Origin of the sequence: Amycolatopsis sp. WAC 04197 (assembly GCF_003947475.1) — a bacterium.
Lineage (GTDB): Bacteria > Actinomycetota > Actinomycetes > Mycobacteriales > Pseudonocardiaceae > Amycolatopsis > Amycolatopsis japonica.
In genome coordinates, this window is sequence record NZ_QHJK01000008.1 from 452104 (window position 1) to 467432 (window position 15329).

14 protein-coding genes and 1 riboswitch are annotated in these 15329 nt (G+C 70.1%); of the genes, 6 read left to right on the plus strand and 8 right to left on the minus strand.

Translation table 11 applies throughout. The features are described from left to right. Window positions 1–15: 15 nt before the first annotated feature. Window positions 16–579, minus strand: coding sequence for a DinB family protein (locus DMC64_RS29080; protein WP_125736274.1), 564 nt, complete (start codon window positions 577–579; stop codon window positions 16–18). Window positions 580–671: 92 nt separating this feature from the next. Between DMC64_RS29080 and DMC64_RS29085 the strand changes: the two genes are divergently transcribed. Further along, window positions 672–1619, plus strand: coding sequence for a YafY family protein (locus tag DMC64_RS29085; RefSeq protein ID WP_125736101.1), 948 nt, complete (start codon window positions 672–674; stop codon window positions 1617–1619). Between the two features lie 130 nt (window positions 1620–1749). Here DMC64_RS29085 and DMC64_RS29090 read toward each other — a convergent pair whose 3' ends face one another. Beyond that, window positions 1750–3567: an NAD(P)/FAD-dependent oxidoreductase gene (locus DMC64_RS29090; RefSeq protein ID WP_125736102.1), complete on the minus strand. Its 1818-nt coding sequence runs from the start codon at window positions 3565–3567 to the stop codon at window positions 1750–1752. A gap of 157 nt (window positions 3568–3724) precedes the next feature. Between DMC64_RS29090 and DMC64_RS29095 the strand changes: the two genes are divergently transcribed. Together DMC64_RS29095 and DMC64_RS29100 are read left to right on the plus strand one after the other, a co-directional pair. Beyond that, window positions 3725–4927, plus strand: a complete 1203-nt coding sequence (locus tag DMC64_RS29095) for a GAF domain-containing protein (RefSeq protein WP_038511905.1) — start codon at window positions 3725–3727, stop codon at window positions 4925–4927. 44 nt (window positions 4928–4971) lie between these two features. Further along, entirely contained in the window at window positions 4972–6243 is a 1272-nt protein-coding gene (locus tag DMC64_RS29100; protein ID WP_233629852.1) for a sodium:proton antiporter, read from the plus strand. Here DMC64_RS29100 and DMC64_RS29105 read toward each other — a convergent pair. The 4 genes from DMC64_RS29105 to DMC64_RS29120 form a co-directional block, all read right to left on the minus strand. After that, window positions 6240–6749 (minus strand): SRPBCC family protein, encoded by a 510-nt coding sequence (locus DMC64_RS29105; protein ID WP_125736104.1) that lies wholly within the window; start codon window positions 6747–6749, stop codon window positions 6240–6242. The two genes, DMC64_RS29100 and DMC64_RS29105, sit on opposite strands and share 4 nt — an antisense overlap. A gap of 85 nt (window positions 6750–6834) precedes the next feature. Continuing rightward, window positions 6835–7293: a hypothetical protein gene (locus DMC64_RS29110; protein WP_125736105.1), complete on the minus strand. Its 459-nt coding sequence runs from the start codon at window positions 7291–7293 to the stop codon at window positions 6835–6837. 3 nt (window positions 7294–7296) lie between these two features. After that, complete coding sequence (locus DMC64_RS29115; protein WP_125736106.1) at window positions 7297–9639, minus strand: molybdopterin oxidoreductase family protein; 2343 nt, start codon at window positions 9637–9639, stop codon at window positions 7297–7299. 58 nt (window positions 9640–9697) lie between these two features. Continuing rightward, window positions 9698–10333 (minus strand): DUF4230 domain-containing protein, encoded by a 636-nt coding sequence (locus tag DMC64_RS29120; RefSeq protein ID WP_125736275.1) that lies wholly within the window; start codon window positions 10331–10333, stop codon window positions 9698–9700. Between the two features lie 111 nt (window positions 10334–10444). Here DMC64_RS29120 and mptB point away from each other — a divergent pair, with 111 nt between their 5' ends. Continuing rightward, window positions 10445–11884 (plus strand): polyprenol phosphomannose-dependent alpha 1,6 mannosyltransferase MptB, encoded by a 1440-nt coding sequence (mptB, locus tag DMC64_RS29125; RefSeq protein WP_125736107.1) that lies wholly within the window; start codon window positions 10445–10447, stop codon window positions 11882–11884. Here mptB and DMC64_RS42770 read toward each other — a convergent pair. After that, window positions 11788–12333, minus strand: a complete 546-nt coding sequence (locus DMC64_RS42770; protein ID WP_158634270.1) for an SRPBCC family protein — start codon at window positions 12331–12333, stop codon at window positions 11788–11790. The genes mptB and DMC64_RS42770 overlap by 97 nt on opposite strands. A gap of 59 nt (window positions 12334–12392) precedes the next feature. Between DMC64_RS42770 and DMC64_RS29135 the strand changes: the two genes are divergently transcribed. Then, window positions 12393–12974 carry a TetR/AcrR family transcriptional regulator gene (locus DMC64_RS29135; RefSeq protein ID WP_125736109.1) on the plus strand — a complete coding sequence of 194 codons (582 nt, stop codon included), beginning with the start codon at window positions 12393–12395 and terminating at the stop codon, window positions 12972–12974. Window positions 12975–12976: 2 nt separating this feature from the next. Here DMC64_RS29135 and DMC64_RS29140 read toward each other — a convergent pair whose 3' ends face one another. Continuing rightward, window positions 12977–13879, minus strand: a complete 903-nt coding sequence (locus DMC64_RS29140; RefSeq protein ID WP_125736110.1) for a LysR family transcriptional regulator — start codon at window positions 13877–13879, stop codon at window positions 12977–12979. Window positions 13880–13961: 82 nt separating this feature from the next. Between DMC64_RS29140 and DMC64_RS29145 the strand changes: the two genes are divergently transcribed. Further along, window positions 13962–15173, plus strand: coding sequence for an MFS transporter (locus DMC64_RS29145; protein WP_125736111.1), 1212 nt, complete (start codon window positions 13962–13964; stop codon window positions 15171–15173). Window positions 15174–15252: 79 nt separating this feature from the next. Further along, window positions 15253–15321, plus strand: a riboswitch (guanidine-III (ykkC-III) riboswitch). The last annotated feature ends 8 nt before the right edge of the window (window positions 15322–15329 follow it).

Below are 15329 nucleotides of genomic sequence, written 5' to 3' on the forward strand. Positions count from 1 at the left end.
AGGGCGCGGGCAGGGTCAGGTCGACTTCTGGCCGTCGATGCTCTCCCGCAGGATGTCGGCATGCCCCGCGTGCTGCGCGGTCTCGGCGATGACGTGCGCCAGCACCCGGCGCACGCTGCGCACCGCGCCCGGCGGGTTCCAGGGCGCCTCCGGCAGCGGGTGTGTCGCGGAAAGGTCCGGGATCGACGAGACGATCTCCCTCGTCCGCGCGGCCACCTCCTCGTAGCGCGCGAGGATCCCCGCGAGGGTGTCGCCGGGCAGCATCCTGAAGTTGTTCTGGTGGTCGATCGCCCACTGCGGGAACTCGCGGGCGGTCCCGGCGCCGATGTCGGCCCAGGTGACGCCTTCCGGCAGGTCGTAGGTCATCGCGGACGGACCCTCGACCACGAAGCGCAGCCACATCTCCTCGATCGAAGCGACGTGTTTGACCAGTCCGCCGAGGCTCAGCTCGCTGACCGTCGGATGCTCGTCGAGCTGCTCGTCCGTGAGCCCCTGGACGGTGGTGGTCAGCGCGGCGCGGACGGTGTCGAGGGCTTCGAGCAGGTCGGCGCGCTCGGCGTCGAGGATGGTGGCGGTCATCGGGCCCTCCGGGTTGTCGTTTTCTGGCACGACATGACTCTCGCAGGGGTAGAGGACAGGTTGTGGCCGCTACTCCAGGCATTATGAAGAACATGCCGAAGACCTCCGCACGACTGCTGTCGATGCTCTCGTTGCTGCAGGCCCGCCGCGACTGGCCGGGGGCGCTGCTGGCCGAGCGGCTCGACATCAGCCCGCGCACCGTGCGGCGCGACGTCGAGAGGCTTCGAGAGCTCGGCTACCCCATCGCGACCATCAAGGGTCCCGACGGCGGCTACCGGCTCGACGCCGGATCCGAGCTGCCACCGCTGCTGTTCGACGACGAACAGGCGGTCGCGCTGGCCGTCGCGCTCCAGATCGCCACCACCAGCGGCGCGGGCATCGAGGAGGCGGCGATGCGGGCGCTGCACACCGTCCGCCAGGTCATGCCCTCCCGGCTGCGGCGCCGGATCGACACGGTGCGGGTCACGGCCGTCGAATCGCCCGCGAGCCGCTCGGAGCCCCGCGTCGACGGCGACGTCCTGCTCGCGCTCGGCGCGGCGGTGCATGCCCGCGAGATCCTGCGGTTCGACTACGCGGACGCGCGGCGCCGGGCCGAACCGCATCACCTCGTCACCTGGCACGGCCGCTGGTATCTCGTCGCCTGGGATCTGGATCGCGCGGATTGGCGCACCTTCCGAGCCGACCGGATCACTCCGCGCACCCCGACCGGCCCGCGGTTCACACCGCGTGAGCTGCCGGTCCCCGACGTCGCCACCTTCGTCGCGAGCCGGTTCCGTGGCGCGTCCGAGTCCGGCGAATGGCCGTGCCGCGGTGAAGTCATCCTCGACCTCCCCGCGGGCACGGTGTCCCACTACGTCCGCGACGGTGTCGTGGAGGAACTCGGGCCGGATCGGTGCCGTCTGGTGCTGGGGTCGTGGTCGTGGGCCGGGCTCGCGGCGAGTATCGGCCGGTTCGACGCCGACATCGAGGTCGTCGGGCCGCCCGAACTCCGGGAGGCTTTCGCCGTGCTGGCCCGCCGTTACGCGAAGGCCGCCCGCTGAACACGGGTACGGCGCCGGGAACCGCCCAGGGTCTGGAGGCGGTGCCCGACGCCGTCGACCGCCCGTGGTCCGGGGGCGGCGCCCTCCGGTGCCGGCCCGCCCGGGGTCCGGCACCGAAGCCTCTGGGCCGTCACGACTTGTGGTGCACCTCCTGGAGCCCGTACACCGGCGTCGGGATGCCCTCGTAGCGCGCTTTCAGTTGCAGCGCCAGGTAAAGGGAGTAGTGCCGCGACTGGTGCAGGTTCCCGCCGTGGAACCACAGGCCTTCCTTCTGCGTGGGCTTCCACATGTTGCGCTGCTCCCCCTCCCACGGCCCGGGGTCCTTCGTCGTGCCGGAGCCCAGGCCCCAGCATTTGCCGACGAGGTCCGCGGTCTCCTGCCCGACCAGGTCCGCTACCCAGCCGTTCATCGAGCCGTAGCCGGTGGCGTAGACGACGACGTCCGCCTTCAGCTCCGTACCGTCGGACAGCACCACCGCGTCGCGGGTCAGGTGGTCGACCTGGCCGTGGGCCAGTTTGATCTTCCCGTCGGCCACGAGTTCCGACGCGCCGACGTCGATGTAGTAGCCGGAGCCGCGCCGCAGGTACTTCAGGAACAGACCGGAACCGTCGTCGCCCCAGTCGTGCTGGAACCCGGCCGCCTCCAGCCGCGCGTAGAAGTCCTTGTCCCGCTCACGGATCGCGTCGTACACCGGGATCTGGAACTGCGGCATGATCCGGTACGGGATCGACGCGAAGATCATGTCCGCCTTGTCGGTGGTGACCCCGGAGCGCACCGCGCGTTCCGAATACAGGTCGCCGAGCCCCAGGTCCATCAGCGAATCCGACTTCACCACATGCGTCGACGAGCGTTGCACCATGGTGACGTCGGCGCCGTGTTCCCACAGCGCCGCGCAGATGTCGTGCGCGGAGTTGTTGGAGCCGACCACGACCGCCTTCTTGCCGGCGTACGAATCCGGGCCGGGGTGCTGGGACGAATGGTGCTGATCGCCCTCGAACTCGTCCATTCCCGGGAACGACGGGAGATTCGGCTTGCCGGACATCCCGGTCGCGAACACGACGTGCCTCGGGGTGAGCACCAGCTCCTCGCCCTCGCGGACGACGGTCACCAGCCACTGCTGCTCTTCCTCGTCCCAGGAGGCCGAGGTGACCTCGGTGCTCGTCCAGTACGGGACCTCCATGAGCCGCGTGTACATCTCGAGCCAGTCGGCGATCTTGTCCTTGGGCGCGAACACCGGCCAGTTGTCCGGGAACGGCAGATAGGGCAGGTGGTCGTACCAGACCGGGTCGTGCAGGCAGAGGTTCTTGTACCGCTTGCGCCACGAGTCGCCGGCCCGCTGGTTGCGTTCCAGGACGAGCGTGGGCACGTCGAGCTGCCGCAGCCTGGCACCGAGCGCGATCCCGCCCTGTCCGCCGCCGATGACGACGACGTATGGCTGCTGCTCGTAGCCGAGCCGGGTCTGTTCCTCCTCGCGTTTCTCCGCCCACGACTTCCGGCCGCGGACGACGCCGTGCTCGACACCCTTCGGCCGCTGTTCGTTGCGACGCTCCTCGAAGCCTTTGAGCTCACGCAGGCTGGTCAGCAGGGTCCACGCGCCTTCGTCCTTCAGCCTCAAGTGGCCCTTCGCGCGACCGGTCGCGGTTTCGAATTCCAGCCACGCTTCGGTCACGCCGTCGGCTTCGGTCGGCGTCTCGGTCGTGCGGAACCCGGAGGGGTCGATCCGGTCGAGGCAGTCGCCGAGCATCCCGGCCACCTCGTCGCGTCCTTCGACCGTCTTGATCGTCCAGGTGAAGGCGACCAGGTCACGCCAATAACTGTCGACGGCGAAAAGCGCTGCGGCGGCTTCGACGTCGCGGGCGGCGAGGGCCGATTCGAATCGGCTCAGCCAGGCGTCCACCCGAGCCTGCGGCGAGCCCGTCGCCTCGATCCGGTCCACCGTCTGTGTCATGGCCACTCCTGAACTTCGGCGTTCGGCTGTTACCCCGATCACACGCCGCGGGCGGGTGGAGCGGCAAGGGTTGCAGCGAGTTGCAGCGCGACTCCATGGCGCGCCTCGTCCGCCGGTCCTATGCTGGTCAGTCGACGCGATGGTGCGGAGGTGGCGTGTGGGCGTGCACAGCTCGGTCCCGCCAGGCGCCGACCTGCCGATGCACGCCCGCGACCTGATCCGCATGCACGAAGCCGTCATCGGCGGCGGCCGCCCTCGGGTCCGGCCGCGGCCGCTGGTGTCGCGCTCCTGGTCGCGGATGCTGAGCCTGGGGCTCGCCGCCGACGGCGTGAACACCCGGGATTCGGTGCCGCTCGACGAGGTCGCCCGCCGTCGACGCGCTTCCCCTTTGCGGCTGGTGGTGGACGATCTCGGGCAGGTGGTCGGCGCGACGGCCGACACCGCGAACATGCTGCTCGTGGTGACCGACGCCGACGGCATCATCCTCTGGCGGGTGGGTTCGCCCGCCGTGCGGCGCCGGGCCGACACCCTGGGCTTCACCGAAGGCGCCGTCTGGACCGAGACGAGGGTCGGCACCAACGCGATCGGCACCGCGCTCGCCGAGGCCGCGCCGGTGGAACTGCTCGCCGGGGAACATTTCGAACAGGGCCAGCATCCCTGGTACTGCACCGCGTCGCCGGTGCACGATCCGCGCACCGGCGAACTGCTCGGCGTGATCGACGTCAGCGGTCCCGCGCTCACCTTGCACCCGGCGATCGGGGCGCTGGTGGAGACCGGACGTCGGCTGGTCGAATCCGAACTCTGGCGGCACCACCAGCAGGGTCTCGACCGGTTGCGCCGGACCGCCGAACCGGTGGTGACCGGGGTGGGCGGCCCGGTCCTGCTGGTGGACGACGACGGCTGGGTGGCCCACTCCGCCGGGGTCGCCTCCGGCGCGCGGATCGCCGCGCCGTCGGAAGGACAGATCCTCGCCGTGCCCGGACTCGGCGCCTGCCTGCCCGAGCGGCTGGCCGAAGGCTGGCTCGTCCGTCCCGCCGACACCGCGCGCCAGGTGCGGCTGGAACTCGAACTCGGCCACGCGCCGATGCTGCGGATGGCGTCGGGTGACGTCGGCTGGGTCCGCACGGTGACACCGCGGCACGCGGAGATCCTGGTGCACCTCAACACGGCAGGCCTGTCCGGGCTTTCGGCCGAGGCGCTCAGCAGGGCGCTTTACGGCGACGCCGAACACCTCGTCACCGTCCGTGCCGAGGTTTCCCGGCTGCGACGACTGTTGGGGGCCATTGTGGACACCCGGCCGTACCGGCTCGCCGCGGGTGTCACCCTGACAGTCCATAAAGGACTCGAAGTCGGCGGCTGAACCTCGCCCGGTTGCCGGGCGATCGGTCCGGGTACTCCGCGCGCATGGAGATCTTGCTCGCCGGAGCGGGCGTTCTGGCGTTGTGCGCCGCCGTGCTGCCGAACCTGCTGCACGAACGCGCGTTGTCGATGCCGCTGGTCCTGTTGATGGGCGGGCTGGTCTTCGGGCTGCTTCCCTTCCCGCACCCGTACGGCCAGGGTGTCCTCGACCCGCGGTCGCAAGTGGGCGCCGTCGAGGTCATCACCGAACTCGGCGTCCTGGTGTCACTGGTCGGCGCGGGGCTGAAGTCCGACCGGCTGATCGGCTGGCGATCGTGGAGCTCGACCTGGCGGCTGCTGGCGATCACGTTGCCGCTTTCGGTCTGTGCGGTCGCCTTCCTCGGCTGGTGGGCGCTCGCCCTGTCCCCCGCCGCCGCGCTGTTGCTGGGCGCCGTGCTTTCCCCGACCGACCCGGTGCTGGCGAGCGACGTCCAGGTGCCCGCGCCGCATACCGGCGACGGGCGGGGCTCGGACAACGAGATCAGGTTCACGCTGACCTCGGAGGCCGGGCTCAACGACGGTCTGGCGATGCCGTTCGTGTTGCTGGCGCTCGTCTGGGCGGGGACGGCGAGCACGTCGCCGGTGCCGTGGCTGCTGACCGAGGTCGTCGTCCCGCTGGCGATCGCCGTCCTGGTCGGCTTCGTCTGCGGCCGGTTGCTGTCGTGGCTGATGTTCCGGGTGCGGCACGAAAGGCTGCGCCTGGGCGAATACTCCGACGGCCTGGTGGTGCTGGCCATCGCGTTCCTCCCGTTCGCGCTCTGCGAGTGGCTGGGCGGCATCGGCTTCGTCGCGGTGTTCATCGCCGCGGCGACCATCCGCGCCAGCGAACGGTCGCACGAGTACCACGGGGTGCTGCACGAATTCGGCGATCAGCTGGAACGGCTCTTCGTCGCGCTGGCCCTGCTCGGTCTCGGTGTCGCGCTGGGCGACGGGCTGCTGGCGGGTCTGACGCTCGCCGAAATCCTGGTGGCGGTCGCGGCGGTGGTCATCGTGCGCCCGCTGTTCGGCGGCCTGGCGCTGCTCGGCGGCGCCACCACCCGCCCGGCGGCGACGGCGATCGCGTTCTTCGGCATCCGCGGGATCGGCAGCCTCTACTACCTCTCGTACGCGCTGGGGCACGGCGATTTCCCGATGGCCGACTCGTTGTGGCGGGTCACGGCGCTGACAATCGCGGTTTCGGTGCTCGTGCACGGGCTGCTGTCCGGTCCGGTGATGCGCAGGCTGGAGGACCGGGGAATGCAGAACCTGGAGAACGGGCCCTTCAAGCACGAAACCTAGCGATGCCACTCCCGGCCCTCGAGCCGCGCCTTCACCCGCTGCAACGTCGTCGCGATATTCGCCTGATTCGTCCCGGCGCGATCCGGCTCACCGGTGATGAGGATGGCGAGCGGGACGAACCACGGCGGCACCCGCAGCCAGTTCGTCACGGTGAGCCGGCTGCCGTCGCCTTCGGGGACGATGTCGTACTCCCACCGCGAAATCGGCACGAAGAACGGCGTGCGCACCCGGTAGGCGAACCGCCGCCCTGGCTCGGCCTCGACGATCTCGGCGTGGGTCACCCAGCGCCGTCGTCCGTTGCGGTTGCTGCCGGCGAACCAGTTCCCGACGCGCGCTTCGGTCGCGCCGCGGATCCAGCGGGCCTTGCGCAGTTCCTCGGTGCACTCCGACATCGCGACCGGATCGCTGACGAGCCGGTACACCTGCTCGGGGCCGGCGCCGATCGTGACCTCCCCGGTCGCGATCGGTTCGCTGTAGGTCAGGGTGTCCCTCGGCTTCGTCGCCATCGCGCCTCCCAGTCGACTTCGCCAGCCCACCAGCAGGAGTCCCACCGGTCAAGCCCGGCGCGGGAAGCACCGCACGGACGCGGAATCATCGTGCGGCGATGAGTGCCTGAGGAGCGGCTTGCTTCATCCGCGTACGAAGCCAGGTCAGTTGCCGCACGGTCTCCTGCTCGTGGTCTTCGACGAGGTCGAGCAGTTCCCGATCGCGCAGTCCCTGGGCGGCCTGGCCGACCACGGTCCAGGTGATGTCGGTGAACGACGAGAGCGCGTAGAGGTCCTGCAGGTCCCGCAGCAGGCCGACACCACCGCTGCGGGTGCCTTCCAGGCCCGCGGCGTGCAGCCGCTCGGGCTCCTCTTCACGGTCTTCGCCGTACCGCTCGACGATCGGGGCGAGCGCCTCGGTCTGCCGGTCGATCCGTCCGGCGAGCAGCAGGCACGTGTGCTCGACGTCGGGCTCCTCGCCGTGGCCGCGGCCGACCTCACGGAAGGCGTCGGCGAGGGTGTTCAGCGAGGTGTGCAGAAGCCCGAGGTAGGTGGCGAGATGCATGGGTCAGCCCTCCACCTTCCGGACGCGGACGGCACCGATCTTGAACAACGGCTGTTTGGACACCGGATCCCATTCGGTCATGGTCAGTTCGTTGGCGGCGCGGGGATGCCCTTCGCCTCCGGTGTCCCAATAGCCGTAGTGGAACGGCAGGAACACGACGCCGGCCCGGACCCGGCCGATCCGGGCGGGCACTTCGACCCGGCCCCGCGCGGACTCGACCAGGACGAGATCTCCGTCCGTGACCCCGAGTTCGGCGGCGTCGGACGCGGCGATCTCCGCCCACGGTTCCGGCGCGGCCCGCCGGAGCTTCGGGGCGCGGCCGGTTTTGGTCCGTGTGTGGAAGTGGTACACCGTGCGCCCGGTCGTGCAGACGAACGGATACCGCTCGCCGGGCTCCTCCGGCGGTGCCGTGTACTCGGCGGCTTTGAGGAACGCGCGTCCGTCGGGGTGCAGCGCCTGGTGTTCCTTGGCCGAAACCGTCCCGCCGGTGAGCAGGTCGTGACCGAAGTCCTCGCAGGCGTCCGAACTCGTGGTGAACACGCCGTCCGCGTAGAGCCGTTCGGTACCGTCCGGGCGCTCGCCGTCGCAGGGCCATTGGATCCCGCTGCCGCCGCGGAGTTTGTCGTACGACAGCCCGGTGTAGTCGCACAACCGGCCCCGGCTGCACTCCTGCCAGGCACGGAAGGCGTCCTCGGGGGTCCGCCAGCCGATCAGCGGATCGCCGTCACGGTCACGGAAGTCCATCCGCCGCGCGTAGTCGAGGAAGATGTCCAGATCGGCGCGCGCCTCGCCGGGCGGCTCGACCGCCTTTTCCGACAGATGCACCGTGCGGTTGGCGTTGGTGAAGGTCCCCTGCTTCTCGCCCCAGAGCGCGGCGGGGAGGACGACGTCGGCGAACTCGGCGGTCTCGGTCCGGAAACCGTCCTGCACCACGACGAACAGGTCCTCCTTGCCGAGGATTTCGCGGATCCGCGGGAGTTCCGGCATGGAGACGGCGGGATTCGTCGCCGAGATCCAGAGGAACCGGATCGAACCCTGTTCGGCGTACCGCCAGATCTGCATGGCGTGCGTCGGCGGCGACCAGTGCGGGATGGTCAGCTCGTCGACGTTCCACAGTTCGGCCAGTTGCCGGACATGGTCGGGATTCTCCCAGTTCCGGAAGCCGGGAAGGTCGCCGTCGGCACCGCATTCGCGCGTGTTCTGCGCGGTGGGCTGGCCGTTCATCTGCAGCACTCCGCCGCCCGGCTTGCCGAGCATGCCCCGCAGCAGATGGAGGTTGTTGACCTGGCAGGCCGCGGCGGTGGCTTGATGCGACTGGTAGAAGCCCTGCAGCACGGTCGACAGCACCCGCTCGGACGTGCCGAAGATCTCCGCGGCCCGCACCAGCGCGTCCGGCTCGATCCCGCAGATCCCGCCGACGTGCGCGGGCGTGTACGGCTCCACGGTCTTTTCGAGTTCGGAGAAGCCGAGGGTGTGCGCCGAAACGTAGTCCTCGTCGATCCACTTGTTCACGATCAGCTCGCGGACCAGACCGTTCATCAGGGCCTGATTGGTACCGGGCAGCGGCGCGAGATGCAGGCCACCGGATTCCACCGCCGCCTCGGCGACCTTCGTCCGCCGCGGATCGACGGCGACGACCACGGGCGGCTCGGGTCCGGCGAGCCGGTCGAGGACCCGGCTCCACAGCACGGTCTGCGTCTCGGCCATGTTGTGACCGAAAAGGAAAAGCGCGTCGCAGTGGTCGATGTCGGCGTACGTCCCGGGCTGGCCGTCGGAGCCGAAGCTCTCCTTCATCGCGGCGGCGGAGGTGGCCGTGCACAGCCTGGTGTTGCCGTCCATATGCGGGGTTCCGAGACCGGCTTTGCCGATGACGCCGAGCGTGTAGTACTCCTCCAGGAACAGCTGCCCGCTGGTGTAGAACCCGTGCGACAGCGGCCCGGCCTCGTCCAGCAGTTCCTTGGAACGCCGCACGATCAGGTCCATCGCGGTGTCCCAGTCGGATTCCACCAGCTCTCCGTCGCGGCGGATCAGCGGCCGTGTCAACCGGTCCTTCCCGTTCCACTGCCAAGAACCGTAGAGCCCCTTGGGCCCCATCCGGCCGTGGTTGACCAGGTCGGTCTCGCGGCCGCGGACGCCGACCATCCTGCCGTCCTTCACCGCGATGTCGCACGCGCAGCCGTTGCTGCACAGGACGCAGGCCGAGCGGACCCAGCGGTCCACATCGGATTCACCGACGCCCGCCTCGAGGTGGATGTCCGCTCTGCGCGGCCAAGCGTCTCCTCGTCGGTACGGGGTCCGCGCGCCCCAGACCTCCGCGATTCGCTCCGGTACCGCGTCTGCGTTCATGCGGAAGCCGTACCACGCCGCTCACCAGCCGAAACACCGGACAAAGCGGGCGGCCGGGTCAGGTGGCCGGTTCCGCCGGGAACACGACCTGGAAGCCCAGCCCTCGCAGCAGCTGCGTGAGCATCGCCCTGGTGTTGGCCTTGGCGCGTTCGAGCAGACCGGAGTGCTGCGCGGCTTCACCGATCCGTTTCTCCGCGGCCAGATAGAACGGCCGCTGATCCTGCACGGACACCAAGGCGCCGAGCCGGTCGATCAGGCCGCGCTCCTGACCGAAGACGTAGCTGCGTCCGTTGTCCAGGTTGGGTTTCGCGAGCTTCGGTTCGGGCAGCCGCACCTCGACCGTCCGCCGGTCTTCGGACACGGTCAGCGAATTCTCCACCAGCGGCCCGAAGTCGACGTACGCGTCGACGGAACCGGCCGCGACGAACAGCGTGCGTTCCCCGGCGATGCTCGCGGGCACCCACGCGACGTCCTTCTCGATGTCGACGACGACCTGGTAGTCACCGACGGCCGCGTGGTACTGGCTCAGATCCCGCACCGCCTGGAGCACCGCGGGCTGCGATCGGTCCACAGTGGACGTTCCGAACGGGTCGAGCTTCGGCAGGAGTCCGGTGATCTGCAGGGCCGCCGCGACGACCAGCAGCCCGGCCAGCACGAACGCCCCGAGACGTACCCAGCGTTTCTTCACGCCCACCACCGCCTCTCGTCCGCGAGGAGTACCCGGCGGACGCGGTCCCGAAGCGTCGGCGGCGGATTCCCGTACGATCGGCGGAACCCGGTTCCGCACTTGGAGTAGTTTGGCCGCATGCAGAACGTCTTGCCCGCGCCGGAGAAGGCCGGGCTGAACATCTCGGCGTTGCACTGGGCGGGTTTCCTCGGAATCGCCGTACTCGTGCTGGTCACGTCCGGGATCGGCCTGCCCTCGGTGCTGGTGGTGGCGCTGGGCGTCGCCGGGATGGCCACCCTCGTGCTGTCCTGGCTCGGCATCGGACGGCTCGCCGCCGGGCTGCCCGAGCGGCGGCTGTACTGGATCGCGGTCTCGTGGTGCGCGCCGCTGCTCGTCGCGCGTCCCCTGTTCAGCGGTGACATCAACAGCTACCTGGCGCAAGGCCTGATCGCGGCCAAGGGGCTGGACACCTATCTCGTGGGGCCCGCCGACGCGCTCGGCGCCGATTCCCCGGTGACGATGGCCGTCAGCCATTACTGGCGGGACACGCCCGCGCCGTACGGTCCCGCGTTCGTCGCGCTGGCCCGCACGATCGCCCAGATCGCCGGTGACTCCTTCGTGCCGACGGTGCTGCTCCACCGGCTGCTGGGCCTGATCGGGATCGTGCTCATGGCGTGGGCGCTCCCCAGGCTCGCCCGCCGCGTCGGGGTCTCGCCGTCGATCGCGTTGTGGCTGGCCGTGCTCAATCCGCTGGTGCTCTGGCACGTCGTGGCGGGCGTGCACAACGACGGGCTCATGGTCGGGCTGATGGTCGCCGGGCTGGAGCTCGTCCTCATGGGCGCGGCGAAGACCGGCGCGGCCCGGCCCGCCCTGATCGCGGCAGGGGTGATCGCGGTGAGCGCGGCCGCGAACATCAAGATCGTGGCCGTCGCGGGCCTGCTGTTCGTCGGCGTCGACCTGTTCCGCCGGGCGACGCCCGCCGGCCGGGTGGCGGTGGCGCTGGGGCTGCCCGCCGGATTCGCCGCCGTCACCGCGGCGATCTCACTCGGCAGCGGGCTCGGCTTCGGCTGGGTCCGCGTGCTGTCCGGGGTCTCGGGCCAGGTCCACAGCTGGATGGCGCCCACCAACGAACTCGGCTTCCTCGTCGGCGGCGTCGGCAAGATCTTCGGTGCCGACCTGACCGACGGCGCGATCGAGGTGTTCTCGCTCATCGGCGCGATCCTCGGTCTCGCCGTCGGCGCCAGGCTGCTGTGGCTCACGTACCGGCAGAAGCTGCACCCGCTCTACGCCGCAGGGCTGACCTTCGCCGCGATGCTGGTCCTCGGGCCGGTCGTGCAGCCCTGGTATCTCCTGTGGACGGTCGCGCTGCTGGCCGTGAGCCTCACGACCGACCGCGGGCGGTGGATCCTCGCCGTGGTCAGCGCGGTGTTCGGCGTGCTGCTCCCGCCCGCGAACGGCGGCGCCGTGTCCTTGGCGCTGGGCTACTTGATCGCCGTCGTGCTCATCGGCGGCACCTTGTTCGTGCTCAAGCGGAAGGGCCTCTTGCCGGAGATCAGGTTCCGCAAGAGCCGGACGTAGAGGCTCCATCGAGCGGGTGTCTCGACCGTGCCGGTGAGTTCACGCTCGGCGCGGTCGAGGCAGTCCTCCAACAGGGCGTCGTGCATCGGCCGCCACAGCAGCGGATACGTCAGCCACGCGGGATGCCGGAGCCTCAGGACCATGAGATGCGCGAGCTCCGTCTTCCCGTTTTCGGCCGTCCGCAAGGTGAATTCGTGGAATCCGTCGAAGCCGCGCGGCGCGGTGAACCGGAACCTCACCGACTTCCCGGGTTCGTAGGACTCGACCCGATATCGCACCGGCCCGTGCCCGCCGGTCGCTCCCACCCCGAGCGGCCGGTCGAACCGCATCGGCGGCCACGCGTCGACGGGCCAGAGCCTGTCGCCGTCCGAGGCCAGTGTGTCGATCAGCGCGCCGACGCGTTCTTGTGCCACGTCGACGATCCGGTGATGTCTGTTCCATACGCGCATCGCGCCTCCCAGTTCTAGAGACCTTCCCCTAAAACTATAGTAGAGGATAGTCTCTGAAAATGGGACGACCACCGCGGCACACCGCCGACGACTTCCTCGACGCCGCCGTGCGGATCTTCGCCACCGAAGGGGCGGCCGGGGTGACCATGTCGGCCGTCGCCCGCGAGGTCGGCGCGCCGAGCGGGTCGATCTACCACCGCTTCCCCGGACGTCCGGCGTTGCTCGCCGCCGTCTGGCTCCGCACCCTGGAGGGCTTCCAGCGGGGTTACCTCGAAGCGCTCGAACAGGAACCGGCCGTCGAAGCCGCCGTCGAGGCCGCCGCGCAGGTCGTCCGGTGGTGCCGTGCCCATCCCGCCGAGGCGAAACTGCTCTACGGGGGTGACAGGGCACTCGGCGTTGACGACTGGAGCGCCGAGGATCGCGCTCGTGTCGAGGCCGCCAACCACCGGCTCGACACGGCGATCACCAAGGTGCTGCGGAAGCTGCGTCCGTTGACCGGCCGGAGCACCGACGAGCTGATGCTCGCCCTCGTGGACCTGCCCTACGCCGCGGCGAGGAGGCATCTCGACCGCGGCGAGGCACCGCCGCCGCGCACCGTTGACCTGGTGACGCGGACGACGCGCACGCTGCTGACGGGCTGAGCTCAGGTCCGGGCGGGGATCACGAGGGAGAACTCCCCGCTGTCGACGAGGTCCAGCAGCAGCCGGGCGGCTCGGCTCGGCGGCCGCTCTCCCCTGGTGGCGATGGTCAGCGGCCAGGTGAGGCCGGGCTCGTCGAGCGGGATCGTCCGGACCCCCGCGAGCAGCTTGAGATCGGGCACGACGGCGACGCCGAGCCCTGCCGCCACGTAGGAGGGCACGGCACGCAGGTCGGCGACCTCGACGATGACCCGGCGCGGCGCTCCGAGCGCCTCGAAAGCGCGGTCCAGGGCCACCCGGTTGCCGAAGCCGCGGGGATTGTCCACGAACGACTCACCCGCGAGGTCGGCCAACGTCAGTGAACGCCGTCCGCTCAGCCGGTGGCCGTCGGGCAGCACGGCGACGAACGGCGCCGAACCGAGCAGTTTGGCTTCGAGCCCGGCGAGATCGGATTCGGGCAGGCCGAGGAGTGCGACGTCGAGCCTGCCCTGACGCAGGTCCTCGGCCAGTCCGGTCGAGCCGGTGATCGACACCGAAACGTGCAGGTCGACCAGCGGATAACGGCGGTGGAACGCGCCGAGCAGATCGGGCAGGTCGAGATCGCCGACGCTGGTCAGCGTGCCGATGCGGAGGCTGCCCCGCAGGCCGGCGGAGGCGTCGGTGACCACCTCGCGCGCCCTGTCGAAGGCTTCCAGCGCGGCCTTCGCCTCGGGCAGGAACACCTTCCCCGCCGGGGAGAGCGCGACCCTTCGCGTGGACCGGTCGAACAGTTTGACCCCCAGTTCGCCTTCGAGGGCCTGGATCGTCGCCGAGACGGTGGACTGCACCGCGTACAACCGCTGGGCGGCGCGAGTGAAGCTGAGTTCCTCGGCGACGGCGACGAAACATTCGAGTTGGCGGGTCTCCACGCGTTTGATTATCGCATCCTCCGATAACTGTGACCAGGATTGTTCGTTGGACTTGGATGATCCGAAGATTCACAGTGGAGACATGCTGAACAGCGTCGCCCTCCCCCGTCCCGCGTTCCGGCGGATCAGCCACGGCCGCGGTTTCTGGATCATCGCGGCGGCCTACGCCGCCTCGCTCGCCTTCTCCACCGTCCCCACCCCGCTCTACGTGCTCTACCAGCAGCGCGACGGCTTCCCGACCTACGTCGTGACCATCGTCTTCGCGGCGTACGCCGTCGGCGTGATGGGCAGCCTGTATCTGGCCGGCCATGTCAGCGACTGGCTGGGACGACGGCGGGTGATCCTCGCCGCGACCTTGGCCCAGGCGCTTTCCGCGACACTTTTCCTGGCGTGGCCGGACGTTCCCGGCCTGATCCTGGCCAGGCTCGTCGGCGGCGCGGGAATCGGCGCGCTGACCGCGACCGCCACCGCGCACCTGTCCGAACTCCGTGCCGTCGCCCGGCCGCGGGAGGACCACGGCCGCGCGGGACTGATCGCGACCGTCGTCAACATGGGCGGGCTGGCGCTAGGACCGCTGTTCGGTGGCGTGTTCGCGAGCTATTCGGCCGAGCCGCTGACCACCCCGTTCGTGTTCTTCCTGGTCCTGCTGCTCGCCGCGGCCCTCGCCGTCGCGCTCGTGCCGGAAACCGTGGAGCGTGCCGAAGAACGGCCCGCCTATCGGCCGCAGCGCGTCTCACTGCCGTCGAGCGCGCGGCCCGCCTTCTTCGGCGCGGCGATCGGCGCCTTCGCGGCGTTCGCGATCACAGGCCTGTTCATGGCGCTGACGCCGACGTTGCTGGCGCAGGGCATGCACGAGAGCTCGCGGCTGCTGGCCGGCCTCGCGTCGTTCTCCGTGTTCCTCGCGGCGGCCGCGGCGCAGGTGCTCTTCGCCGGTCTGGCCAGGAAAACCCAGCTACGGCTCGGCCTCGGGCTGATGGTGAGCGGTTTGGTGGCGCTGCCGATCGCGGTGATGACGTCGCAGCTGTGGCTCTTCGTCGCGGGCGGGATCGTGGCGGGCGCCGGTGTCGGGCTGGGCTTCCGCGCGTCGGTGGCCACCGTCGCCGCCCTCGCCGAACCGCCGGTGCGCGGCGAGGTCCTCGCCGCCCTGTTCCTGGCCGCCTACGCCGGGCTGGTCCTGCCCATCCTGCTCGTCGGCATCGCGCTGATCTGGCTGCCGAGCGCGTGGGCGCTGATCGGATTCTCGGTGCTGGAACTGGGTTTGCTCGCCTGGTCGGCTCCCAAGGTGCTGACCTGACCGTCCACAATGGCGCGCCCGCGTGGTGACCCTCGTCAAACCGGCGGGCGATCCACACGGGCGATGTGCCATCCTGGTGACGGAACCTCCTCAACGAGGTCCCCGGACGAGTGGGTGCCGTACCCGGCCAGCGACAAGACGGCGCTCTGGGAGCGC

Coding starts and splice junctions, on each gene's coding strand:
- DMC64_RS29080 (WP_125736274.1), bottom strand. CDS start 579: ATGACCGCCACCATCCTCGACGCCGAGCGCGCCGACCTGCTCGAAGCC.
- DMC64_RS29085 (WP_125736101.1), top strand. CDS start 672: ATGCCGAAGACCTCCGCACGACTGCTGTCGATGCTCTCGTTGCTGCAG.
- DMC64_RS29090 (WP_125736102.1), bottom strand. CDS start 3,567: ATGACACAGACGGTGGACCGGATCGAGGCGACGGGCTCGCCGCAGGCT.
- DMC64_RS29100 (WP_233629852.1), top strand. CDS start 4,972: ATGGAGATCTTGCTCGCCGGAGCGGGCGTTCTGGCGTTGTGCGCCGCC.
- DMC64_RS29105 (WP_125736104.1), bottom strand. CDS start 6,749: ATGGCGACGAAGCCGAGGGACACCCTGACCTACAGCGAACCGATCGCG.
- DMC64_RS29110 (WP_125736105.1), bottom strand. CDS start 7,293: ATGCATCTCGCCACCTACCTCGGGCTTCTGCACACCTCGCTGAACACC.
- DMC64_RS29115 (WP_125736106.1), bottom strand. CDS start 9,639: ATGAACGCAGACGCGGTACCGGAGCGAATCGCGGAGGTCTGGGGCGCG.
- mptB (WP_125736107.1), top strand. CDS start 10,445: ATGCAGAACGTCTTGCCCGCGCCGGAGAAGGCCGGGCTGAACATCTCG.
- DMC64_RS42770 (WP_158634270.1), bottom strand. CDS start 12,333: ATGCGCGTATGGAACAGACATCACCGGATCGTCGACGTGGCACAAGAA.
- DMC64_RS29135 (WP_125736109.1), top strand. CDS start 12,393: ATGGGACGACCACCGCGGCACACCGCCGACGACTTCCTCGACGCCGCC.
- DMC64_RS29145 (WP_125736111.1), top strand. CDS start 13,962: ATGCTGAACAGCGTCGCCCTCCCCCGTCCCGCGTTCCGGCGGATCAGC.